This is a genomic window from Mycobacterium sp. SMC-18, from assembly GCF_045310895.1.
Classification (GTDB): Bacteria; Actinomycetota; Actinomycetes; order Mycobacteriales; family Mycobacteriaceae; genus Mycobacterium.
Window position 1 is genome coordinate 71,339 of the sequence record NZ_JBJIAL010000009.1, and the last position, 22,603, is coordinate 93,941.

The following is a 22,603-nucleotide window of genomic DNA, read 5'->3' on the forward strand; positions in this document are numbered from 1 at the left end:
TATTTGGCACTCAACTGACAACTATTCGTCACTATATCGGGAGCATGTATGGACACAGCGACGACGCTGCATCGCATTGGTAGCTCGGCCGGATCGGGTCACGCCCGGTTCATCGGCCGCGTAGGCGCACTGGCCGTTGCCCTCGGCATCGGCATCGCCGTCGCGAACAGTCCTGCCATCTGCCTCGCCGACACCGGCACCAGCACCGGCACCTCCGCGTCGTCGACCGACAAACCGTCGCCGGCCACCAAGCCGAAGGCGGAGAAGCCCACCAAGAAGGCGAAAAAGCCCAAGCGCCAGAAGGATTCGGCGGCCAAGAGCGATCGGGACGCAGCCTCCGCCACGACACCGGACCAGCCCGGGGACACCGAGACCCCGAAGCCCGGCGACAGCGACACCGCCGAACAGAAGCCGGCCACGACGAAGCCCGGGTCCGGCAACCCGGCCGAAACCGCGAAGCCGACGATCAAGAAATCCCGGCAGAACCAACTTCGCAACGCGATACCCAAACCTGCCGTGTCGGTCCCCCAGCCGACCGCCGCGACGAGCCAGACCAAACCCAAGACGAACCCGGCACCCACCTCGACCGCGGCGGTCACCGCCGCGAAACCAGCTGCCGCGCAGGCACCTTCAGTGGATTCCGCCGCCAACACCGTCTCGACGGCCCTGTCCGCCGCCGCGACCGAGATCAACACCCTCACGGCGACAACGCATCCCGTCTCCACGGCGGCCACCGGCGGCAACTTCGTCACGCACGTGGTGTCGAGCCTGCTGGGCGCAATCGGGTTGGTCCCGCACGCCGGAACCAGCCCCGCCGCTCCGCCGCAGGCGCCGGTGTTGTGGACCCTGTTCAGCTGGATTCGCCGCGAGATCGGCAACACCTTCTTCAACTCCTCGCCGCTCATCAACTACAAGCAGACCGAGACCAGCCAGACTTTCGGTGGTGTCATCAAGGGTGACTTGAAAGCCACCGACGCCAACGGCGACAAGCTCACCTACACCGTCGACAAGGGCCCGACGAAGGGCAGCGTGACGGTCCGTCCGGACGGCACCTTCACGTACACCCCAAGCGACGCACTGGCATTCAGCGGCGGCACCGACTCGTTCACGGTCACCGTCGACGACCGGCCCGGCAATCCGTTCCACATCAACCTGCTGAAGCTGTTCCAGCCGAACGCCGGCGCCACCACCACCGAGACCGTCACCGTCACGGTGAAGCCGACCAGTCCGCTCGGCACCGCCGACCAGATCGCGCTGGAACAGAAGGCCCAGGAGATCGTCAACACCCCGCAGGTGCAGGCCGCCATCGAGGCACTCAAGCAGGCCTGGCTGGCGCATGCGCAGCAGCGGTTCGGCCTCGTCGGCGGCGTCGATGCCGAGAACCTCGCATTGCTGGACGCAGCCGCCCGGGAACATGCACTCAATGCCGCGATGACGGTCGTCAACAACGACCCCGACAACCCACTGGTGATGGCCGTCGATATGCGGGCACACAGCTGGTACGGCACCGACACCCCCGGCGGCCGGTTCATCTACGACAACCCCGACACCATCTACCGCACCATCCCGGTGCGCAGCGGTTCGACGTACGTCATCAGCGGCAAGTACCTCGGCGGTGTCCCTGTCGACGGCAACTTCGGCGTCTACGCCGACATCAGCGACGCTCTGCCGATCGGCAACCTGGCGGCGAAGGACCTCGTCGTCAACGCCGACGGCACGTTCACCATCACAGCGGACGGCAATCCCACCCAGCCGGGACAGACCAACCACATCTATCTACCGCCGGAGGCCCAGCAGATCTTCGTCCGGTACACGATGGCGGACTGGACCACCGAATCAGCACCGAGCCTCACGGTCACCCGCACGGGCGGTCCGGCGGGCGCCCCCGCGGAGAGCTTCGACGAGATGGTCGCCCACACCGTCAGCATCGTCCAGAATTTCCAGACGAGCGCGCACAATACGGCGCTCGACATCGTCACCCTCAACCTGCAGACCGGCCAGCTCAAGCCGCCCAACACCCTGACGCAGCCGTTCAACTTCCCCGGCACGCTGGTGTCACAGAAGCAGAGCCTCGGCTACTTCCAACTGGCCGACAACCAGGCTCTCGTCATCACGATCAACCCCGGCAACGCCGGATACTTCGTGGTGCCGGTGACCAACGACTGGGAACTGTCACCCGGTGACGGCACCGCGCAGACGAGCCTCAACAACGCGCAGTCCATCGCCAACCCGGACGGCACTTACACCCTCGTCATCTCCCCCGACGACCCCGGTGTGGCCAACTGGGTCTCCACCGGCGGCCTCAACCAGGGCACCCTCTACATCCGGTTCCAGGCACTCGACGCCACCTCGTCGGCCGTGCCGATGATCGTCTCGCAGCAGGTCGTCACCCTCGATCAGCTCGGCACCGTGCTGCCGGCCGGCACCAAGTACGTGACCGACGCCGAACGACAGGCCCAGCTCGCCGCCCGCCAGGACGGCTACAACGACCGCTTCGGCCCCTTCCCGCAGATCACCACAGGAGCACAGTCCGCATGACCGCCACCGCCGTCACCTTCACCCCCGGTTCCGCTGCCACCTGGCGCAGCCCCTGGGCCATGTATGCCGCACTGCGCGAACATGATCCGGTTCACCACGTGGTCCCCGCGCACGCCCCCGACAAGGACTACTGGGTGCTGTCGCGTTACGCCGACATCTCCGCGGCGGCCAAGGACCACGAGACCTTCTCGTCGGCCGAGGGTCTCACCTTCAACTACGACGACATGGAAGCCGTTGGCATCAAAGACAATCCGCCCATGGTGATGCAGGACCCGCCGGTCCACACCACCTTCCGGCGGCTGGTGGCCAAGGGATTCACCCCGCGGCAGGTCACCGCGATCGAACCCAAGGTGCGCGAATTCGTGGTGGACCGCATCGAGAAGTTGCGCGCCAAGGGCGGCGGCGACATCATCACCGAGTTTCTCAAACCCATGCCCACCATGGTGGTCGCGCATTATCTCGGTGTCCCGGAAAAGGATTGGGATCGGTTCGACGCTTGGACCGATGCCATCGTCGCCGCAAACTCCACCGGGCACCAGCCCGCGGCCGCCCCCGCCATCGCCGAATTGTTCACCTACTTCAACGAATTGATCGCCTACCGCCAGGAGCATCCCGAGGACGACACCGTCTCGCACCTGGTGGCAGCCGGCTTCGGCGCCGACGGCGACATGTCCGGAATCCTGTCCATCCTGGGCTTCGCGTTCACGATGATCACCGGTGGCAACGACACCACGACCGGAATGCTCGGTGGCGCAGTGCAACTGCTCACCGCCCGCCGCGATCAGCGACAGCTCCTGATCGACGACCCGGCACTCATCCCGGATGCCGTGGAGGAACTGCTGCGGCTCACCTCGCCGGTGCAGGGCCTGGCCCGGATGACGACCCGTGACGTCGAGATCGAGGGCACCACGATTCCGGCCGGCCGCAAGACCTTCCTGCTGTACGGCTCGGGCAACCGCGACCACCGGCAATGGGGACCCGATGCCGAGGAGCTGAACGTGCTGCGCCGCCCCGCTCAAATCCTCACGTTCAGCCACGGCAACCACCACTGTCTCGGCGCAGCGGCGGCCCGCATGCAGGCTCGCGTCGCGCTCGAGGAGCTCCTGACCCGGTGCCCGGATTTCGACGTGGACGCCGACGCGGTCGAGTACGCCGAAGGCAGCTATGTGCGCCGCCCCACGCACCTTCCGTTCACGGCGGGGTCATGAGCCGGGTGGAGGTCGACCCCGAGATCTGCATCGGCATGGGCATGTGCGAGGGCATCAGCGCAGCGTTCCGGGTCGGCGACGGCGGCACGGTCGACATCGGTGACACCGCCGATGTCGACCCGGTGGTGTTGCGCCGGGCCGTGGCGGCGTGTCCGACGGGTGCGTTGCGCATGGCCGACGACGTGTAACGCGGCACCACAACCGGCCCGCCGACGGCAACCAACCGGCATGACGCACGTCACCCGGGCATGGTTCGATCTAAGACGCCATGACTATCGCGAGCCCTTTCCCCGAGGTCCAGATCCCGACCACGGCTGTCTCCGAGTACATCTTCGGTGATCTGGCCGAGTCGGACGCCGATCGCATCGCCATCACCGAGGTCGCGACCGGTGCCGAGTACACCTACCGCGAACTGGCGGGCCGGATCGAGGCGTTCGCCGGCGCGCTGGCCGCCCGTGGCCTGGGCGTCGGCGACGTGGTCGGCCTGCTGGCGCCGAACAGTGCCGCGTTCGCCGTCGCCTTCCACGGCATCCTCCGGTCCGGTGCCACGGCCACGACCATCAACGCGCTGTTCACGGCGAAGGACGTCGCGAAGCAACTGACCGACTCCGGGGCCGCCATGCTGATCACCGTCACGGCGCTGGCGCCGCAGGCGCTGCAGGCCGCCGCCGAGGTCGGGCTGGCCGCCGATCGTGTCGTCGTGCTCGACGGCCCGGGCACGGCGGCCGACGGTCATCCCAATGCCGCCGAGCTGCTCGACGCCGCGCTGCCCGCACCCGAGGTCAGCTTCGACCCGGCGACGCATCTGGCGGCCCTGCCCTACAGCTCGGGCACCACGGGAAACCCCAAGGGCGTCATGCTCACCCACACGAATCTCGCGGCGAATGTGGCGCAGATTCGTCCGATCCAGGGCCTGGTTCCCGAGGACCGGGTACTCGCGGTGCTGCCGTTCTTCCACATCTACGGCATGACGGTGCTGCTCAACTCCGTCCTGCATGCCCGGGCCCGCCTGGTGATCATGCCCAGCTTCGATCTCGCGCTCTTCCTCAAGACCATCCAGGACCACAAGTGCACGTTCGCGTTCATCGCGCCGCCCGTCGCGGTGGCGCTGGCGAAGCACCCGATGGTCGACTCGTACCGGCTCGATTCCCTGAAAGGGCTCATGTCGGGCGCCGCGCCGCTCGATGACGACCTCGGCATGGCGGTCTCCGACCGGCTCGGCTGCCCCATCGTGCAGGGCTACGGCATGAGTGAGCTGAGCCCGGTGAGCCACTGCATGCCGTTCGACGGCGGCCGCGAACTCGTCGGCGCCGTGGCACCGTTGAGCTCGTGCGGCTGGACGGTGCCGAACGCCGTCAGCAAGATCGTCGACCCCGATACGGGCGCCGAGATCGGCCGGCCCGAGCACGGTCTCAGCGAGGTCGGCGAACTGTGCTTCCGCGGACCCAACGTCATGGCCGGTTACCTCAACAACGACGCCGCCACCCGCGAGACCATCGACGACGACGGCTTCCTGCACACCGGTGACCTGGCCCGCGTCGACGCCAGCGGCTGCATCTACATCGTCGACCGGCTCAAGGAGCTCATCAAGTACAAGGGCTACCAGGTGCCGCCGGCCGAACTCGAGGCCGTGCTGCTGACGCACCCCGGTATCGCCGATACGGCAGTGGTCGGGGTCCGTGATCCGGAGTCGGGCGAGGAAGTGCCCAAGGCATTCGTGGTGCTGCAACCGGAGTCGGCGTTGACGGGCGACGAGATCATGGATTTCGTCGCCGGCCAGGTCGCGCCGTACAAGAAGGTGCGGCAGGTCGCGTTCATCGATGCGATCCCGAAGTCCGCAGCCGGCAAGATTCTGCGCCGCGAACTGCGCGACATCCGCGAGGTCTAGTGCGGGATCGGCTGGCCGACGTCGCGTGCGGCCCGGGCCTGGCGATATCCGACCACGAGCCCGATGAGCGGCATCAACACCAGGCCGGCCAGTCCGAACAGATCGCCGCGCACCCCGATCGGCTCGGCGGCGGCCCACACCGGGACACCGGTGTGATCGGCCGACAGCAGATCCGCTTCGCCCTCCACAGGTGGCGCGGCCGGCGCCTGAACTTCGACGGCCGGTGGGGCCGTCGGGGCCGCCCACCACGAACTCCCGGCCGTCGTGCCGGTGTGCTGTTCGGCGACGACGACCGGCACCGCCGGGTTCGGGGGTGTGAACACCGGCACCGCAGCGGGGTTGTCGGAGCCGCTGCCCGACTGGGCGCCGGGCGCGGTGTTGTTGCCCTTGCCGTTCGCCTTCGAGGATTTGCCGGTGTTGGTCTGACCGGCCACCGACGAATTGGCGCCGGAATTGCCGCGTGAACCCGAGCCACCGTTGCCGGAGTTGCCGCCGCCGTTGGCGCGCGGCGAGCCGCTCTTGCTGGAACCAGTCTTGCCGGAGCTGCTGTTGCCACCGTTGCCGTTGGACCCGCCGGGATCGGCGGCGGCGACGGCCATCGAGGGGCCGGCCATCACCAGAAACGCCGACACCGAAAGACCGGCAACCGTCAGCAGCGCATCGTCACGGCGCATGTCTGCCCCCGATCAGTTCCGCTGAGTGGCAACCCCCTGCGCACTCCGGTTCCTCATCATGGCATGCCACCGGGCCGGGGTTGACGATTTCCGCAGTCGTCGCGGGTCAGGGTTCAGGCGGCGTCCGGGTCCTGTGCGATGCCGTCCGCGGCCTTGCGCAGCAGCGTCAACGCGGTGCGCGCCCACGTCTGCGTCGCGCCGGCGAGCCCGCAGGCGGGCGTCAGGCCGACGCGCTCGCGCAACACCGTCCGCGGGAATCCGAGCCGGTCGGTGACGCTCGCCGCGGCGGCGGCCACCGTTTCGACCGGCACCGGCCGCTCCGGGGCGACGCCCGGCAGGACGCCCAGCATGATGGTCCGGCCTGCCTCGACCCACTCCCCGATACCGTCGAGGTCTGCCGCGGTCAGCTTGGTCACGTCGATGGAGATGGCGCTGAATGCGGTGCGCGCCAGGGTTTTCCACGGCACGTCCGCAGCGCACACGTGAATGCTCGCCTGTCCCCCGACGGTCGCGATGCACTCATCGAGCAGACTCGCGGCCAACAGGGCGTCGACCGGCGCCACCGGCGACATCCGGGTCACGCCGGCCAGCCGCCCGGCCAGTGCGGCGGGCAGTGACGGCTCGTCGAACTGCACGACGACGTCGGCCTCGCAGCGCCGCGCGACCTCGGCGCGGTGATGTGCGACGCCCTCGGCGAGGGAGCCGGCCAGGTCCCGCAGTGCGCCGGCATCGGTGATGGCCCGGTGGCCTCCGGGCAGTTCGAGTTCGGCGGCCAGCGTCAGCGGACCGGGGACCTGCACCTTGATGGTCCGTCCGGTCCCGCGCAGTCCGGCTTTCTCCCACGCCTCTTCGAGCGCGTCGACGTCCTCGTCGAGAAGGCCTGTGGCGCGCCGCACGACGGCGCTGCGGCCGGGCGCGATGCGGTAACCGCGGGGCACGGTGTCGATGCCGATGTCGACGAGCAGCGCACCCGCCCGTCCGATGATGTCGGCGCCCACGCCACGTGCGGGCAGTTCCACCAGATGCGGCAGCGCGGGCAGTTCACCGACCACGACTGCCGCCGCTTCCCGTGCGACCGTCCCCGGCCACGAGCCGATACCGGTTGCCTGGGCGAAAACAGTCACGCAGCCAACACTATTCGATGGGGTCTGCGGCCGGATCTTCCACGTAGCTCCGCAGCCGGTCCAGGGCCCGGTCCCAGCGCTTCGACAACGCGGTCAGGTACTCACTGGCCTCGGCGAGCGGATCCGGCTGTATCCGCCAGATGCGCTCACGCCCGTGCCGGCTGCTGGTCACCAGCCCCACCGCCTCCAACAGCAGCAGATGTTTGGTGGCCGCCTGCCGGGTCACCGGAATCACCTGTGTCACTTGCAAAGTCGAGCACGGGCCGGCCTCGCAGAGGCGCACGACGATACGCAGCCGATTAGGGTCGCCGAGCGCGTCGAACAACGGCGCCCGGTCTTCGACAGCCGTACTCACACGAGTTCGTCCAGGTACTTGCGTACCAGTTTCGTCTGGGCTTCCCAGCCGCCACTGTTGGCTTCGAACGCCGCAGCCCGGCGCTCGGCCGGGATGTTGTCGAACCCGGACTCGACGATCTGCAACAACACACCGTCGGCAGTCTCGGTGAGTGTGAACTCGACCAGCGTGGTCGGCTCGTCGTCGTAGTCGGCGTCCGGTTCGACGGCGTACGGATGCCAGCGGAAAGCCAGACGACGCGGCGGTTCGACCGCGACGATCTGCCACACCGAGGATTTACCGGCGTGCGGCTCCTGCGCGGCAGCGACCTCGTCGTCGACCTCGGTCGGGGTGATCACCCCGGTTACGGACTCGCCCGCGACGAACGGTCCGTCGAACCGGATGCCGAACCAGCGACCGAACTCGTCGGAGTTGGCGATGGCGCGCCACACCCGGTCGAGCGGGGCGCGCAGAGTGACTTCTTTTTCGATGCGATCGGAATTCATAAGCAACCTCCTGGTTGCCTATCACGTTACGACCGCACTCCAGGAAACGCAACCATTTGGTTGCCTTGGGATGGCGTCAGCGCGTGATCGTGGCGCTGGCGATGACCTCGTCGCCGTCCGGGTCGCGGCGGTAGAGCACCATGGTCTGACCAGGGGCGACGCCGCGCAGCGGCGTGCGCAGCTGCACGTCGAGCGCGCCGTCGGCGAACTCGGCGACCGCGTCGGCCAGCCCGCCGTGCGCGCGCACCTGGACCAGGCATTCCACCGGCCCATCGAACGGCACACCCGAGGTGAACACCGGACGCTCGCCGGTCAATGCGTGGATCTCGAGATCCTCGACACCGCCGACATGCACCGTCCCGGTCTCGGCGTCGATGCCCGTGACGTAGCGCGGCAGGCCGTCCGGCCCCGGGCCGGCGATGCCCAAGCCCTTGCGCTGGCCGATGGTGAACCCGTGCACGCCGTCATGTTCGGCGAGCTTCGTGCCGCCCGCGTCGACGACCGCGCCCGGCCGGATACCGATACGCGCGCCGAGGAAGGCGCGGGTGTCACCGGACGGGATGAAGCAGATGTCGTGGCTGTCCGGCTTGTCCGCCACGGCCAGCCCGCGGTCGGCGGCCTCCTGCCGGATCTGCGGCTTGGGGGTGTCACCGATCGGGAACAGCGCGTGGCTGAGTTGTTCGGCCGTCAGCACCCCGAGGACGTAGGACTGGTCCTTGTCCGCGTCGACGGCACGGCGCAACCGGCCGTCCTCCAGCCGCGCGTAGTGGCCGGTCGCCACCGCGTCGAATCCCAGCGCCAGCGCGCGCGCCGACAGCGCCGAGAACTTGATCTTCTCGTTGCAGCGCACGCAGGGGTTCGGCGTCTCGCCGCGGGCGTACGACTCGACGAAGTCGTCGATGACGTCTTCCTTGAAGCGGTCCGCGAAATCCCAGACGTAGAACGGGATTTCCAGGATGTCGGCGACACGGCGGGCGTCGCCGGCGTCCTCCTTCGAGCAGCAGCCGCGCGACCCGGTGCGCAGGGTGCCGGGCGCGGTGGACAGCGCCAGGTGCACGCCCACCACGTCATGGCCGGCGTCGACCATGCGCGCCGCGGCCACCGAGGAGTCGACTCCCCCGCTCATCGCTACCAGAACCCGCATGACTACCTTCCCAACCCGGCACTGGCCAGTGCGGCCTGACGCGCCCGCTCGACCGCGGCCGGCAGCACGGCCAGCGCGGCATCGATGTCGGCGTCAGAACTGGTGTGCCCCAACGAAAATCGGAGTGATCCACGGGCACTCGCCGGATCGGCGCCCATCGCGATCAAGACGTGTGACGGCTGTGCGACGCCCGCCGTGCAGGCCGAGCCCGTCGAGCATTCGATGCCCTTGGCGTCCAGCAGCATCAGCAGGGCATCGCCTTCGCAGCCACGAAAAGTGAAGTGCGCGTTGCCCGGAAGCCGGTTCTCGCCGGTGCCACCGTTGAGCACGACGTCGTCGATACCCGACAGCACACCGTCGACCAGCCGGTCGCGCAAGGCGCCGATCCGGGTGCGGTACCCGTCCAGGCCCTCCACCGCGACGCGTGCGGCGGCCGCCATGGCCACCACGCCCGCGACATCCGGTGTGCCCGAACGCACGTCACGCTCCTGGCCGCCGCCGTGCAGCAGCGGCACGCACGCGACATCACGGCGCAGCAGCAGGGCGCCGACGCCGGTGGGGCCACCGAACTTGTGTGCCGCCACGCTCATGGCGGACAGCCCGCTCGCGGCGAAATCGACGGCCACCGCACCGATCGCCTGGATGGCATCACTGTGGATCGGCACGCCGAATTCGGCAGCGACAGCGGCCAATTCAGCGACCGGCTGGATGGTGCCGACCTCGTTGTTGGCCCACATCACGCTGACGAGCGCGACATCGTCGTGGGATTCGAGAATCTCGCGCAGGGCTTGGGCGGACGTGGCGCCGGTGGCGTCCACGGGCAGCCAGGTCACCTCCGCACCCTCGTGTTCGACGAGCCACTCGACGGCGTCGAGCACGGCATGGTGCTCGATGGGCGACGTCACGATCCGGCGGCGTCCCGGACAGCTGTCGCGGCGGGCCCAGAAGATGCCCTTGACCGCCAGGTTGTCACTCTCGGTACCGCCGGCCGTGAAGATCACCTCGGAGGGCCGGGCGCCCAGCTGTTGGGCCAGGGACTCGCGGGCCTCCTCCATCCGGCGCCGCGCGGCCCGCCCCGACGTGTGCAGCGACGACGCGTTGCCGCCGGCCGCCAGGACCGCCGTCATCGCCTCGATGGCAGCGGGCTGCATCGGGGTCGTGGCGGCGTGGTCCAGATATGCGGGGCTCATGGCCTGTCCAGGATACCGGCCAGGCCAAACCGGTCAGGCTGCCAGCGCGCGCCCGTGAACAGCGGCGACGGGCAGCGGACCCACCTGGTGCACCGCGGCCTGGCAGCGGCCGGCCAGATCGCGCCGGTCGGTACCGGGCAATTGCAGCGACTGCACCTGCATGTGGCACACCGTCAGCTTGGCGGTGATGACGCGTTTGATCGACGTCAGCAGCGAATCGTCACCGATGAACGCCGGGATGGTGGACTGCGCGCCGTTGCGGTGCCGGTAGGTCAGCTGCAGCGGCTGGACGGGACGTCCGGTGTCGATGGCGGCCTGGAACATCGCCGGCGCGAAGGTGCCGTGCCCCAGACCGCACCACGTGGTGCCCTCCGGGAACGCCACGACGGTTTGACCTGCGGCGAGCCGGTCCCCGACGGTGCGGACGACGTCGGGCAGGCCGCGCAGGCTGTGCCGGTCGATCGGGATGACCTTGAGCAGCCGGGCCACGAACCCGAGTGCGGGCCACTCGATGAGATCGGCGCGCGCCACGAACGAGCCGGGCATCACGGCGCCGATCGCGAAGATGTCGACCCAGGACACGTGCCCGGCGACCACCAGCACGCCGCTCAGGTTGCGGATGGGGCCGCCGGAGACGGTGATCCGCACGCCCAGGCACCGCAGCATCAAGCGGCAGTACAGGCGCTGGATGCGGGACTTGCCGGGCAGCGGCACGGCGAGCAGTGGCAGCGCGGGCAGCAGCAGCATCGTCATGATCAGCCGGACGGTCGTGCGCAGCACGACGACGATCGGGCGGCTGATGTGCACGGAGTCGACCCGGATGCAGCTGGCGTCGCACGACGCCTTCGGCAGCCAGGCGTGTTCCGCCGCCGTCACCGGCGTGGTCACTGCGCGGCCTTGTCGGTCGCGGCAGCCGCCGAACGCAGCCGGGTCAGGTACCGGACGTCGGCTTCGCGCTTGTCCAGCAGGGCCGGGAAGTCGCCGACACCGAAGTCGGGGTCGTAGGCCGGGTCGCCGCACACCTTGGCGCCGAGACGCAGGTAGCCGCGCATCAGCGGCGGCACCGTCACGCGGGCCGGCGGCTCGATGTCGTCGAGCAGCTTGCCGTCGATGATCACCGGGCGGTACGGGCGCACCTTGTACTCCGAGGCGTGCCGCTTGTTGACGAAGTCGCGGACGCCGCGAATCTGACTGGCCGGGGCCTCGTCGGGGCTGCCCTGGATGGGTACCGACACGCAGCCGGTGACGTAGTCGTAGCCGCTGTGGTCCAGGTAGGCCAGGATGCCGCCCCACATGAGCAGCACGACGGCGCCGTTGCGGTGGTCTGCACGCACCACGGCGCGCCCCATCTCCACCAGCGACGGGCGCAGGCTGTCGAGCGCGCTGACGTCGAATTCCGTTGCGGTGTACAGCCCGCCCGCGGCGATGGCGCCGGGCGGAGGGAGCATGCGGTAGCAGCCGACGTACTCGCCGGTGTTGTCGTCCCGAACCAGGAGGTGGTCGCAGAACTCGTCGAATCGATCGGCGTCCCGGCCACTTTCGAAACCGGGGCTGTCGTCGGTGAGGGTGTAGCCCGGCTCCGAGGTGAACACGTGGTGACGAAGCCGTTGCGCGGCCTCGATGTGTTCCCGGTCGGCCGACAGCAGCAGCGTGTAGCGCGGGGTGCCGGTCGATGAACTGGTGTCGTCAGGGGCGATGAGTACAGAACTAGTGCTCATGTTCTGCACGGTGACGGAGCCGTTCGGCGCGGCGGCATCAATCACGTAACGCTTCGATGACCGGTTGCGAAACATCACGGTCCGTTACATTCGGCGCGTGATGCCGCGATGAGGAGCCGCTTCTGACAAGGGTTTCAGGCACTGTCCCGGTGTGCCAGCGCAACGCGCAGCTGCCGCCGGCCGCGGGAGACCCGCGACATCACCGTGCCCATGGGCACTCCCATGAGCCCGGCGGTCTCGGCGTAGGTGTAGCCCTGAACCTCCACATAGAACAGCGCGGTCCGCGCGCCTTCGGACAGCTCGCCGAACGCGGCCTCGACATCTCCGTCGGCCATGAGGTCGAGCAGCTCGACCTCTGCCGAACGGCGGGCAGTCGACTGTTCGTGGCCGGCCGCGGTGATCACCTCCAGCGGCACCTCCGGTGGGCGCGACGCCCGATAGCGATGTCTGCTGACCCACCGGTTGTGCAAGATACGGAAAAGCCAAGCGTTGAGATTGGTGCCCTGCTGAAACGACCCGAACCCCTGATACGCGTGTAACAAGGTGTCCTGCAAGAGATCTTCGGCGTCGGCTTCGCAGCGTGTCAGCCGGCGGGCGCCGCGGCCGAGGGCGTCGAGCAACGGCACGGCATCCGCGACAAACCGGGCCGCAAGGTCAGCGTCCGGCACCGGCGCTGCCGTCACGATCGAAACTCCCCTCGCCTGTGACCGCGCAGGGTGCGCCGCCGAACTCAGACTCGCCGGAAAGCGCCTGTGGCGAACCATTGAAAGTTCGTGGTCGGTACCGGAATCCGTGGTGCGCCCTGCGATGGATGACTTCGCGCGCCGGTCCGCGTTCAACCCCGCACAGGGTCAAATCCATGACGCTGCCGAATGTGTGCGAGAAGGAGACAACGTGAGCTTGGACAACATTTCCCACCTTGGTCAGACGGGGCTCGACGAGTTGGTTCCGTCGCGTTACGCGGTGCCGGTCGGCGATATCGAGGTACTGGTCATCAGCGACGGCGTACTGCCGATCACGGCGTCGACGCTGGGCACCAATGTCCCGCCCGCCGAACTGACGGGGTGGCTGGACGACAACTTCCTGCCGCCCGAGATCGTCGACTGGCCACTGAACATCGTGGTGGTCCGCAGCGGCGACCAGACGATCCTGGTCGACGCCGGACTCGGGCTGGAGTTCCCGGACTTCCCGCGCGCCGGACAGACGGTCCAGCGGCTGGAGGCAGCTGGTGTCGATCTCGCCTCGGTGACCGACGTCGTGCTGACCCACATGCACATGGACCACGTCGGCGGACTGATCACCGAGGGCGTGAAGGAACGGTTCCGGCCGGACCTGCGCGTGCATGCGGCCACCGCCGAGGCCGAGTTCTGGGCGGCACCCGACTTCTCCCGGACGGTCATGCCGCAGCCGATCCCCGACGTGCTGCGGCGCTCGGCCACGCAGTTTCTGACCGACTACAGCGGCCAATTGCGGACGTTCGAGACGGACTACGAGGTCGCGCCGGGCGTGCTCGTCTCGCGTACGGGTGGTCACACGCCCGGGCACAGCGTGGTCCGCCTCGAATCGCGCGGCGAGAAGCTGACCTTCGCCGGCGACGCCGTGTTCGCCCCCGGCTTCGATAATCCGGAGTGGCAGAACGGCTTCGAGCACGACCCCGAGGAGGCGGCCCGCGTCCGCATCCGCCTGCTGCGAGAGATCGCGGCCACCGGCGAGGCCCTCGTCGCCACGCACCTGCCGTTCCCGTCGGTGTGCCACGTGGCGGCCGTCGGCGACGCTTTCCGGTGCGTGCCCGCGACCTGGGACTACTGACCGCTGAGCACGAGAACGGCCCCCGGACCTGTTGTCCGGGGGCCGTTTTCGGTGAGGCGGGCGGTCAGGCAGCCGCGCCGCCGCCATCGGCATGCAGCGTCGACCCGGTGACGAAGCTCGACCGTGGCGACGCCAGGAACAGCACCGCCTGCGCGATCTCGGCCGGCTGTGCCGTCCGGCCCAGCGGCAGCATGCGCCCCAGTTCGTCGTTGGTGTCGCCCCATTCGGCAGCCACCCCCGGCGTCGCCGTCGGCCCGGGAGCCACGCTGTTGACACGCACACCGTGCGGCCCGAATTCTGTCGCCCACGTGCGGGTCAACGATTCCAGCGCAGCCTTGGACGCGCTGTAACTGGATGCCCCCGGCACGCCCTTGAACGCGACCATGGACGTGACATTGACGATGCTCCCCCGGCCCCGGCGCAGCATGCCCGGGACCAGAGCCGCCACCAGGAAATAGGCGCCGCGCACGTTGGTGTCGAAGGTGGACTCGAAGGTCGCCACGTCCTGCTCCACGGTCAGTGCACCCGGGAAGCTGGCGGCGTTGTTGACCACGATGTCGACATCACCGCATTGGCGGGCAAGGCTTTTCACTGATTCCAGGTCGGCCAGGTCCGCGGGGATGAACCGCACCCCGAGTTCGGCGGCCGCCGCGGCGCCACGGTCGGCGGAGCGTCCGGTGATGATCACCGTCGCACCTTCGGCCGCCAGCAGGCGCGCGGTCTCGAACCCGATGCCGGCCGTCCCGCCCGTCACGAGCGCGGTGAGTCCGGTCAGCTCTGTCACCGGGCCGCCAGCCAGTCCGCCAGGTGCAGGTCCGAGATGATGGCATCGCCGCTGGTGACCAAACCGGTGTCGCCGACCTTGGTGCCGAAGTAGGTGGCTGCCGGGTCGACGACGATCGGCAGGCTCTCACCGCGGTGGGCCAGCGCCAGTTTGGCCAGGCCCGCGAACGTCAGTTTGTCCGGCCCGCCGATGTTCACGATCCCGTTGGCGGGTGCGTCCTGGGCGACGCGGGCCACTTCGGCGGCGACGTCGGCGCCGGCGATCGGCTGGATGAGGCCCTCGGGCACCCGCACTTCGCCGTCGACGGTCAGCGATGCGGTGATCGCGTCGGCGAACTCATGGAACTGGGTGGCCCGCACGATCGTGTAGGGCAGCCCCGACTCGGTGATGATGCGCTCCTGGGCGACCTTGGCCCGCATGTAGCCGCTGTCGGGCAGACCGTCGCAGCCGACGATGGACAGTGCCACGTAGTGGCCGACGCCGGTCTCCTTCGCGGCGGCCACCAAGTTGGTCGCCGACCGGGTGAAGAAGTCCAGTACCGGGCCGTCGGCGAAGTTCGGCGAGTTGACGACGTCGACCAGCACGTCGGCGCCCGTCAGGGCCTCGGTCAGGCCCGCGCCGGTGAGGACATCAGCACCTGAGTCCCGAGAAGCCGCCACGGTCTGGTGACCGGCCTCGTTAAGCAGGGCCACGACCTTCGAACCGATCTGGCCGCTGGCACCCATCACAGTGATCTTCATCAGACACACCCTTTCGAATTGTTTCGGTTGTGCGGCTTCCACACTCGCAGTCGCCGCAGGCCCGCGAACCCCGGAAAGTCCGTAGTCCGCCGGCGGTCAGTCGAGGAACACCACGTTGTCGCCGATCGGATTGCGCGGCGTGTCAAGGTGGTTCGCCGGAAACGCCGGGTCGGCGTAGCCGATCGAGATGCCGCACAGGATCGTGAGTTCCTCGGGAATGCCGAGCTGCGCACGCAGCACCTCGGGATACAAGCTGATCGACACCTGGACACAGCTGCCGAGGCCTCGCTCGGTCAATGCCAGCATCAGCGTCTGCAGGAACATCCCGACACCCATCGCGTCGACCGAGCCGAAATCGCGGTGCATGCACACCACCCCGGCGACGGGCGCCCGGAAGAATTCCCAATTGCGCCGCTGCGCCGCCCAGCGGCCCGCCGCGTCGCCGCGTTCGATGCCCATTGCGCCGTACACCAGGGCACCGCTCTCGCGGCGCAGATGCGCGAACCGGGGCGGCAGACCGGCCGAGCCCACCTCAGGCGGCGTCGCATCGACGGCCGCGAGCAGCGCGTCGACCAATCGTGCGCGCCGTTCCCCGGTGACGAGGTAGACGTGCCACGGCTGGGTGTTGGAGTTCGACGGTGCCCGGATCGCCAGCTCCAACGCCTCGTCGAGCAGCTCCCGCGGAACCGGCTTGTCCGGCAGGAACATCCGTGCGGACCGGCGCGAGCGGACGATGTCGCCGAACCCGGTCGTCATCGGACTCGCCGGTCCTTGCGGGCTTCGAGTTCGTCGTCATCGACGACGACGAGCATCGGCACGCCGGGCGTGCAGATCATCGTCACGAGAAAGCCAGCCGGACGTCGGTGCGGTTGTTGGCGTCCGAGTAGTGGATGACGTCGCCACCCGGCTCCCAGAATGCCTCCCCCGCTTTGATCACCCGCGGCGCTTCACCCTCCAACTCGAAGAGCATCTCGCCTTCCAAGACATAACCGAACGACGGTCCTCCAGGGTGGCGGTGTGGCGGTGCGCCCGCGCTTCCCGCCGGCCACTCGATGATCGACGTCATCACGTGGGCGTCGGCCGGGATGAACGGCGGCGTCACGGTCTGGATGGTGGTGATCGCCTTCATCAGGTCGGCACTATCGAACATTGTTGCTCCTCAGTTGAATCCGGGCCTGACCGATCGGAATGCCGACAGGCAGGACGCTCGGTATTCAGCTTCGTCGCGATGCAGCCTGGTGGGACCCTTGGAACTCCGTAGTCGAAACCGGGTGGAGCCACCGGGCGATATTGGCGACGTAGTCCTTGAAGACCGCCAGCCGCGACGGGTCGTCCTTGATCTGTGTGCCGGGAACATCGGACACGAACGACGGTGCCCCCACGGCGAGGTCCCAGTTGTAATCGGCGAAGTGGTGGAAGGTGGACTCGGCGACCACGCGGCCCATCGGCCGCCCGGCCGGACATCGTTCACCGTCGACCACGACGGCGAGGTTGAAGTGCCGGCCGGTCGCGGTACTGCGGCCCCTCGCGATTGCCTGGGCGACCGGACCTTTCGCAGTCACCATGCCCTCATGCGGATGCGCGGGGAACCATTCGATGTGCCCGCTGGCGGTGCGGTTCGTTCTCAGCAGTTCGTGCGGCTGGCCGTCGACCAACACCGGCTGGTAGTCGCCGTTGGCACCGGAGTGGTAGTTGGGCCACGAGATGTGCGGATTGTCCTGGTCGTCGCACAGCTCGCGAGGGTCGACGGTCTCGTCGTGGAATTCGTTGACCACGCCCAGGATTCCGAGGCGGTTCAGGCAGCACCCCAGGTCCTGGTGATCGCGCGCGGTGAGCACACCGCCGCCGCGCTCGCGGAACCGGCGGATGCCGTCGGCGTCGGCGGCCGTCAGACCGTCGCCGACGTCGACCGCCAGCAGCCACAGCTGGTCGAAATCGAGCTCGTCCAGACGGGCCAGTACCGGGTCGTCGGTGAGACATGACCGATTGCGTGCGGTCACGTGGTGACCGCACGCTCTCAGTTCGTCCGCGACCATCGAGAACCGGCTGACGTCCCAATCGTCGGCGCACTCGGTGATCGTCGTCTGCAACAGGATGCGGGACACAGAACTCATTTCACGTCAAGGGTTTTCGCGGAACGCGATCAGCATGGCCGATGGCGGACCGCGCCGGACCCTTGACAGTTCGTGGTCTGTGGCGCGAGTCAGCCGGCGGGGAACAGCGTGCGCAACTGCCGCCGCGACGTGATGCCGAGCTTGACGAAGACCTTGCGCAGGTGCCATTCGACGGTGTGCGTGCTGATGAACAGCTGGGCACCGATCTCCTGGTTGGTCAGACCGGCGGCGGCAAGTTCGGCGATCTGGGCCTCTTGCGTCGTCAGCTCGTCACCCGAACTGACCGGCTCCTTGCGGACCTTCTTCCCGGCCGCGATCAACTCGCGTCGCGTGCGCTCCGCGAACGCCTCGGCTCCCATCCGGTTGAACATCTCGAACGCCGCGCCGAGGTGCTCCCGCGCCGCCACGCGCCGGTTCATGCGGCGCAGCCATTCCCCGTAACACAGATGGGCCCGGGCCAGCAGGAACACGACGCCGGTACGCCCGAGTCGTTCGATGGCCTCGGCGTACCGGACGTCGGCGTCTTCGTCGTCGGCCACCAGGGCGCACGCGTACGCGAACGCCCCGAGCCCCCAGTCGGTGCCGCTGGTACCCGCACGTCCGGCCAGCTGCTGCGCAGCCCACTGGCCGGTTTCCTCGTCGCCGATGCGCGTTGCCGCTTCGACGAGCTCGATCAGACCCCAGCAGTAGAAGCCCAGATCGTCGTACTGGCAACAGTTCCTGGCCGCCGCGAAGGCTTCGGCGTAGCGCCCGAGTCCGTTGTAGACGACAGCCGAAAGAAACCCCGTGACCCCGAGTACCCGGCCTTCGCCGCGGGTCGCCGCGTCGGCCGCGGCGGACTCGATGAGGCCCACGGCGTCGACCGCGACCCCGCGAAACGCCGCCAACGACAGCGAGTGGTACCGCAACGGGGCGTAGTCGGTCGCTGCCGAGATGACGGCGGCCTCGGCGATAAGTGCTGCCGCCGTGTCGAATTCGCCTGCGAGCAGATGAACGCCGGCCCCGAACGCGAGTGCGGGCGGAAGTACGGCCAAGGCGCCGGCGTCGCGCGCCTGGCGTATCGCGGCGGTGGCCAGCAGCCGGTGGATGCCGTCATCCCAGATCTCGCCGACGGCCGACTCCTGAATGATGGCCAGGCCCAACGGCATCCACCGCAGGAACTGACCGTCGGCGTCCTGTGCGTGCCGGCACATGAGCTCCAGCGCGGCGCGCATCTGTTCGGCACCACCGCCGGTGACGATCCGGCTCGCCACCCCGCTCAGCAGCAGGTCCACCGGCCGATGCAACGCGGCCGCGTCACCGAGCGCAGCGCCCGCGGCTTCGGCCACCTGCACCACCATGTCCGCCCCGCCGAGCCGGCCCGCATACATCGCCGCGGCGAGCGCCTCGAGGTATGTCTCGTGGGCCAGCCCGGCATCGAGCTTCTCGAGGTCGCGTGCCGCGGCGAGCAACTTCTGCACGGCGTCGCTGAGCGGAGGCACGCCGGGCCCGCCGCCGCGACTGCGGGCGAACTGCATCTCCGCCCGCAACCGATCCACTTGTGCCCGTTGCAGATCCGTCAGTGGCCCGAGTTCGGCGATGGTCAGGAGCTCATACGCCGCAGCCGGTGCCGCCGCGTCGCGCTTGGCCTGTGCCGCCGCGAGCGCGCGTGCCGCACGCAGGGCCGGGTCCGCGGTGAGCACCGTCGCACGTTCCAGGAAGGCCGCGGCCGCGGCGACGCCGCCCTTGCTCTGCGCCCGTCCGGCGGATCGCTCCAGATCCGCGGCCACTGCGTCGTCGGGCCCCGCCGCCGCGTGCGCGAAATGCCACGCGCGGCGGTCCGGATCCTGCCGCGGGTCGGTGGCCTCGGCCAGCGCCCGATGTACCGATCGGCGCGCGTTCACATCGGCCGCACGGTAGACAGCCGACCGCATCAACGGATGGCCGAAACGCACACGCGCGCCGAACTCGATGAGTCCGGCCGCCTCGGCCGGCGCCAGCGCGCTGACGGACAGTCCCAAAATCGTTGCGGCCCGCTGGAACAGCGCCGCATCCCCAACCGAGTCGGCGGCGGCGAGAAACAACAGTTGCTGGGCCGCCGGTGGCAACGCCTCGACGCGACGCCGGTAGCCGTCCTCGACCTGCCGCGTCACACTTCGCCCGGTGCCCATGTTCCAGAAGCCACCGGCGAGCTCGGCGGCAGAAACACTGCGGGGAACTTCGAGGAGCGCCAACGGGATTCCGCGCGTCTCGGCGACCACCCGGTCGCGCACCCGTTCGTCGACCCGACCCAACAGCACCGAGTCGAGCAGGTCGCGGGCGTCGGCATCGGACAGCCCGGTGACCGTCAGCTCCGGCAGCGGCCCCAGCGCCTCTGCTCCGGCGTCACGGGCCGCGAACAACAGCACAACGGGCTCGGCGAGGAAGCGGCGCGCCACGAAGGCAAGGGTCTGCAGCGATACCTGATCGAGCCACTGCGCGTCGTCGACCACACACAACAGCGGCTGGTCCGCCGTCGCGGCGGCCAACAGGCTCAGCACCGCGAGGCCCACCAGGAAACGGTCCGGCGCCGCCCCGGCGCCGCGGCCGAAAGCCACGTCCAATGCCCCGCGCTGCGGCGTCGGCAACTCGTCGAGGTGCTGCATCAGCGGCGCGCACAGCTGCTGCAGGCCCGCGTACGCCAGCTCCATATCGGACTCGACGCCCGTCACCTGAATACAGCGGAATCCGTCGGCAGCGTCCACCGTATGCCGCAGCAGCGCAGTCTTCCCGACCCCCGCCTCGCCGCGCAGGACGAGGACCTGACTGCTGCCCGAGCGCGCGGCCGACAACAGGTCGCGCAGCGTCGTGATCTCTCTGTCGCGGCCACGCAAGACCGGCGCGCGATCCTGGCTCGCCATCGGCACCACCGTTCTGGTTGCTGTCAGCAGTCCTGCCCAGACACAAAGGTGCCCCAAAACCGAAGTTCTGGGGCACCTTCGCTTCTGCTCACGCAGAGAAAAATCAGCCCTTGCGAGCCTTGATGGCGTCGGTCAGCTGCGGGGCGACCTGGAACAGGTCACCCACGATGCCGAGGTCGGCGATCTCGAAGATCGGGGCCTCTTCGTCCTTGTTGACCGCGACGATGGTCTTGGACGTCTGCATGCCGGCGCGGTGCTGGATGGCGCCCGAGATACCGAGGGCGATGTACAGCTGCGGGGCAACGGTCTTACCGGTCTGGCCGACCTGGAACTGACCGCCGTAGTAGCCCGAGTCGACCGCGGCACGCGAAGCACCGACAGCACCGCCGAGCGAGTCGGCCAGGGCCTCGACGACCGCGAAGTTGTCGGCGCTGCCGACACCACGGCCACCGGCGACCACGACGCTGGCCTCGGTGAGCTCCGGACGGTCACCGGCGACGGCCGGCTCGCGCGAGGTGATCTTGGTGGCGTTCTCGGCCTGGGCCGGAACCTCGACGTTGACGACCTCACCGGCGCCGTCGGCCGGGGCGGCCTCGACGGAACCCGGACGGACAGCGATCACCGGGAGCACGTCGTTGGCCTGCGCCTCGACGGTGTAAGCGCCACCGAAGATGCTGTGGACGGCGATGCCGCCGGCCTTGACGTCGACGACGTCGACCAGCAGGCCGGCACCCAGGCGGGCGGCCAGACGACCGGCAACCTCTTTGCCCTCGGTGCTGGCGACAGTCAGCACGGCGGCCGGACTGGCGGACTCGACGAGAGCCTCCAGCACGTCGACGGTCGGGGTGACGAGGTAGTTCGCCGCGTCGGCCGACTCGGCGACGTAGATCTTGGCCGCACCGGCGGCCTTGAGGGCGTCGGTCAGCGGCGCGGCGGTGCCGGGGGCACCCACCACAACTGCCGACGGCTCACCGAGCACACGGGCAGCGGTGATCAGTTCGGTGCTCACCTTCTTGAGGGCACCATCGGCGTGCTCGACGAGCACAAGTACTTCAGCCATGCGTATTTGCCTCTGTGTCTTTCTGGAAGTTTCGGTGTGGTGGGGGCTAGATCAGCTTCTGACCAACGAGGTACTCGGCGATCTTGTTGCCGCCCTCGCCCTCGTCGGCGATCTTCTCGCCCGCGGCCTTGGCCGGCTTCGGCGTCGACGACAGCACCTTGCTGCTGGCGTTGGCGACACCGACCTCGTCGGCCTCGACACCGATCTCAGCCAGCGTCAGCACGGTGACCGGCTTCTTCTTGGCGGCCATGATGCCCTTGAACGACGGGAAGCGGGCTTCACCGATGCGCTCGTTGACGCTCACGACGGCGGGCAGGGTGGCCTCGAGGCCGAAGACGCCCTCGTCGGTCTCACGCTCGCCGGTGACCTTGCCGTTCTCGACGGAGATGCTGCGCAGCGAGGTCAGCTGCGGCAGGCCCAGCAGCTCGGCGATGACGGCCGGAACCGCGCCACCGACACCGTCGGTGGACTCGTTGCCACCGATGACCAGCTCGGCGCCCTCGATGGTGCCCAGCGCGCGGGCCAGGGTCCAACCGGTCTGGACGATGTCCGAACCCTTGAGCTGGTCGTCCTTCACGTGCACCGCGTTGTCGGCGCCCATGGACAGAGCCTTGCGGATGGCCTCGGTGGCCCGCTCCGGTCCGACGGTCAGCACGGTGACGGTGCCGGCGCCGCCGGCGGCCTCTTCCTTCTCCTTGATCTGCAGCGCAGCCTCGACGGCGCGCTCGTTGATCTCGTCGAGCACCGCGTCCGCGGACTCGCGGTCGAGGGTGAAGTCGCCGTCGTTGAGCTTGCGCTCCGACTCATAGTCAGGGACCTGTTTGATCAGGACCACGATGTTCGTCATGGGTGTGGTTCGTCCTCCTCGATGAGGCCGGCGGTCGGCCTGGCAT

The 22,603-nt window shown here is 68.8% G+C and carries 21 protein-coding genes and 1 pseudogene; 5 read left to right on the forward strand and 17 right to left on the reverse strand.

The window, feature by feature from the left end; genetic code table 11:
- The first annotated feature begins 48 nt into the window (after positions 1–48).
- The 4 genes from ACJH6J_RS10440 to ACJH6J_RS10455 all read left to right on the forward strand — a co-directional run bounded on the left by ACJH6J_RS10440 (position 49) and on the right by ACJH6J_RS10455 (position 5,634).
- A complete protein-coding gene (locus tag ACJH6J_RS10440) occupies positions 49–2,538 on the forward strand; it encodes an Ig-like domain-containing protein (protein ID WP_318986170.1) in 2,490 nt (829 codons plus the stop codon).
- Positions 2,535–3,746, forward strand: coding sequence for a cytochrome P450 (locus ACJH6J_RS10445; RefSeq protein WP_212813877.1), 1,212 nt, complete (start codon positions 2,535–2,537; stop codon positions 3,744–3,746). The genes ACJH6J_RS10440 and ACJH6J_RS10445 overlap by 4 nt, the downstream gene beginning before the upstream one ends.
- Positions 3,743–3,934 (forward strand): ferredoxin, encoded by a 192-nt coding sequence (locus tag ACJH6J_RS10450; RefSeq protein WP_212813875.1) that lies wholly within the window; start codon positions 3,743–3,745, stop codon positions 3,932–3,934. The genes ACJH6J_RS10445 and ACJH6J_RS10450 overlap by 4 nt, the downstream gene beginning before the upstream one ends.
- An 80-nt stretch (positions 3,935–4,014) precedes the next feature.
- Positions 4,015–5,634, forward strand: coding sequence for an AMP-binding protein (locus ACJH6J_RS10455; RefSeq protein ID WP_212813873.1), 1,620 nt, complete (start codon positions 4,015–4,017; stop codon positions 5,632–5,634).
- Here the strand turns inward: ACJH6J_RS10455 and ACJH6J_RS10460 are convergent.
- The 9 genes from ACJH6J_RS10460 to ACJH6J_RS10500 form a co-directional block, all read right to left on the reverse strand.
- Positions 5,631–6,308 (reverse strand): hypothetical protein, encoded by a 678-nt coding sequence (locus tag ACJH6J_RS10460; protein ID WP_406801776.1) that lies wholly within the window; start codon positions 6,306–6,308, stop codon positions 5,631–5,633. The two genes, ACJH6J_RS10455 and ACJH6J_RS10460, sit on opposite strands and share 4 nt — an antisense overlap.
- A gap of 113 nt (positions 6,309–6,421) precedes the next feature.
- Positions 6,422–7,432, reverse strand: coding sequence for a methionine synthase (locus tag ACJH6J_RS10465; RefSeq protein ID WP_406775188.1), 1,011 nt, complete (start codon positions 7,430–7,432; stop codon positions 6,422–6,424).
- 10 nt (positions 7,433–7,442) lie between these two features.
- On the reverse strand, positions 7,443–7,787 hold the full coding sequence (locus tag ACJH6J_RS10470; protein ID WP_020103162.1) for a helix-turn-helix transcriptional regulator: 345 nt from the start codon (positions 7,785–7,787) through the stop codon (positions 7,443–7,445).
- Positions 7,784–8,272 (reverse strand): SRPBCC family protein, encoded by a 489-nt coding sequence (locus tag ACJH6J_RS10475; RefSeq protein WP_346416755.1) that lies wholly within the window; start codon positions 8,270–8,272, stop codon positions 7,784–7,786. Before ACJH6J_RS10475 ends, ACJH6J_RS10470 begins: the two co-directional genes overlap by 4 nt.
- Positions 8,273–8,348: 76 nt before the next feature.
- Positions 8,349–9,416, reverse strand: coding sequence for a tRNA 2-thiouridine(34) synthase MnmA (gene mnmA / locus ACJH6J_RS10480; RefSeq protein WP_212813864.1), 1,068 nt, complete (start codon positions 9,414–9,416; stop codon positions 8,349–8,351).
- A gap of 2 nt (positions 9,417–9,418) precedes the next feature.
- Positions 9,419–10,606 carry a cysteine desulfurase family protein gene (locus ACJH6J_RS10485; RefSeq protein WP_212813862.1) on the reverse strand — a complete coding sequence of 396 codons (1,188 nt, stop codon included), beginning with the start codon at positions 10,604–10,606 and terminating at the stop codon, positions 9,419–9,421.
- Between the two features lie 33 nt (positions 10,607–10,639).
- On the reverse strand, positions 10,640–11,494 hold the full coding sequence (locus ACJH6J_RS10490) for a lysophospholipid acyltransferase family protein (protein WP_346416758.1): 855 nt from the start codon (positions 11,492–11,494) through the stop codon (positions 10,640–10,642).
- The gene (locus ACJH6J_RS10495) at positions 11,491–12,324 is read right to left on the reverse strand and encodes a GNAT family N-acetyltransferase (protein WP_212813860.1); all 834 of its coding nucleotides are present in this window, start codon (positions 12,322–12,324) and stop codon (positions 11,491–11,493) included. Before ACJH6J_RS10495 ends, ACJH6J_RS10490 begins: the two co-directional genes overlap by 4 nt.
- 134 nt (positions 12,325–12,458) lie before the next feature.
- Positions 12,459–13,007, reverse strand: a complete 549-nt coding sequence (locus tag ACJH6J_RS10500; protein ID WP_346416759.1) for a sigma-70 family RNA polymerase sigma factor — start codon at positions 13,005–13,007, stop codon at positions 12,459–12,461.
- Between the two features lie 211 nt (positions 13,008–13,218).
- Here ACJH6J_RS10500 and ACJH6J_RS10505 point away from each other — a divergent pair, with 211 nt between their 5' ends.
- Positions 13,219–14,133, forward strand: coding sequence for an MBL fold metallo-hydrolase (locus tag ACJH6J_RS10505; RefSeq protein WP_244872857.1), 915 nt, complete (start codon positions 13,219–13,221; stop codon positions 14,131–14,133).
- A gap of 64 nt (positions 14,134–14,197) precedes the next feature.
- Here the strand turns inward: ACJH6J_RS10505 and ACJH6J_RS10510 are convergent, their stop codons facing one another.
- The 8 genes and pseudogenes from ACJH6J_RS10510 to ACJH6J_RS10545 all read right to left on the reverse strand — a co-directional run bounded on the left by ACJH6J_RS10510 (position 14,198) and on the right by ACJH6J_RS10545 (position 22,557).
- Positions 14,198–14,917 (reverse strand): SDR family NAD(P)-dependent oxidoreductase, encoded by a 720-nt coding sequence (locus tag ACJH6J_RS10510; protein WP_212813855.1) that lies wholly within the window; start codon positions 14,915–14,917, stop codon positions 14,198–14,200.
- Positions 14,914–15,657, reverse strand: a complete 744-nt coding sequence (locus ACJH6J_RS10515) for an NAD(P)H-binding protein (RefSeq protein ID WP_346416761.1) — start codon at positions 15,655–15,657, stop codon at positions 14,914–14,916. The genes ACJH6J_RS10510 and ACJH6J_RS10515 overlap by 4 nt, the downstream gene beginning before the upstream one ends.
- A gap of 96 nt (positions 15,658–15,753) precedes the next feature.
- Entirely contained in the window at positions 15,754–16,413 is a 660-nt protein-coding gene (locus ACJH6J_RS10520; protein ID WP_346416762.1) for a nitroreductase, read from the reverse strand.
- Positions 16,410–16,807 (reverse strand): annotated as a pseudogene (locus ACJH6J_RS10525) (cupin domain-containing protein). Before ACJH6J_RS10525 ends, ACJH6J_RS10520 begins: the two are co-directional and overlap by 4 nt.
- Positions 16,808–16,871: 64 nt before the next feature.
- The gene (locus tag ACJH6J_RS10530; protein WP_346416871.1) at positions 16,872–17,762 is read right to left on the reverse strand and encodes a hypothetical protein; all 891 of its coding nucleotides are present in this window, start codon (positions 17,760–17,762) and stop codon (positions 16,872–16,874) included.
- Between the two features lie 98 nt (positions 17,763–17,860).
- The gene (locus ACJH6J_RS10535) at positions 17,861–20,650 is read right to left on the reverse strand and encodes an AAA family ATPase (protein ID WP_406803935.1); all 2,790 of its coding nucleotides are present in this window, start codon (positions 20,648–20,650) and stop codon (positions 17,861–17,863) included.
- 103 nt (positions 20,651–20,753) lie between these two features.
- Positions 20,754–21,710 (reverse strand): electron transfer flavoprotein subunit alpha/FixB family protein, encoded by a 957-nt coding sequence (locus ACJH6J_RS10540; protein WP_318986159.1) that lies wholly within the window; start codon positions 21,708–21,710, stop codon positions 20,754–20,756.
- 46 nt (positions 21,711–21,756) lie between these two features.
- Complete coding sequence (locus ACJH6J_RS10545; RefSeq protein WP_212813842.1) at positions 21,757–22,557, reverse strand: electron transfer flavoprotein subunit beta/FixA family protein; 801 nt, start codon at positions 22,555–22,557, stop codon at positions 21,757–21,759.
- Positions 22,558–22,603 lie beyond the last annotated feature (46 nt).

What these genes read in the sequence shown, in the direction of transcription:
- ACJH6J_RS10440 (WP_318986170.1), top strand. Translation starts at nt 49, where the DNA reads ATGGACACAGCGACGACGCTGCATCGCATTGGTAGCTCGGCCGGATCG.
- ACJH6J_RS10445 (WP_212813877.1), top strand. Translation starts at nt 2,535, where the DNA reads ATGACCGCCACCGCCGTCACCTTCACCCCCGGTTCCGCTGCCACCTGG.
- ACJH6J_RS10450 (WP_212813875.1), top strand. Translation starts at nt 3,743, where the DNA reads ATGAGCCGGGTGGAGGTCGACCCCGAGATCTGCATCGGCATGGGCATG.
- ACJH6J_RS10455 (WP_212813873.1), top strand. Translation starts at nt 4,015, where the DNA reads ATGACTATCGCGAGCCCTTTCCCCGAGGTCCAGATCCCGACCACGGCT.
- ACJH6J_RS10460 (WP_406801776.1), bottom strand. Translation starts at nt 6,308, where the DNA reads ATGCGCCGTGACGATGCGCTGCTGACGGTTGCCGGTCTTTCGGTGTCG.
- ACJH6J_RS10475 (WP_346416755.1), bottom strand. Translation starts at nt 8,272, where the DNA reads ATGAATTCCGATCGCATCGAAAAAGAAGTCACTCTGCGCGCCCCGCTC.
- mnmA (WP_212813864.1), bottom strand. Translation starts at nt 9,416, where the DNA reads ATGCGGGTTCTGGTAGCGATGAGCGGGGGAGTCGACTCCTCGGTGGCC.
- ACJH6J_RS10485 (WP_212813862.1), bottom strand. Translation starts at nt 10,606, where the DNA reads ATGAGCCCCGCATATCTGGACCACGCCGCCACGACCCCGATGCAGCCC.
- ACJH6J_RS10495 (WP_212813860.1), bottom strand. Translation starts at nt 12,324, where the DNA reads ATGAGCACTAGTTCTGTACTCATCGCCCCTGACGACACCAGTTCATCG.
- ACJH6J_RS10515 (WP_346416761.1), bottom strand. Translation starts at nt 15,657, where the DNA reads ATGAAGATCACTGTGATGGGTGCCAGCGGCCAGATCGGTTCGAAGGTC.
- ACJH6J_RS10520 (WP_346416762.1), bottom strand. Translation starts at nt 16,413, where the DNA reads ATGACGACCGGGTTCGGCGACATCGTCCGCTCGCGCCGGTCCGCACGG.
- ACJH6J_RS10535 (WP_406803935.1), bottom strand. Translation starts at nt 20,650, where the DNA reads ATGGCGAGCCAGGATCGCGCGCCGGTCTTGCGTGGCCGCGACAGAGAG.
- ACJH6J_RS10540 (WP_318986159.1), bottom strand. Translation starts at nt 21,710, where the DNA reads ATGGCTGAAGTACTTGTGCTCGTCGAGCACGCCGATGGTGCCCTCAAG.
- ACJH6J_RS10545 (WP_212813842.1), bottom strand. Translation starts at nt 22,557, where the DNA reads ATGACGAACATCGTGGTCCTGATCAAACAGGTCCCTGACTATGAGTCG.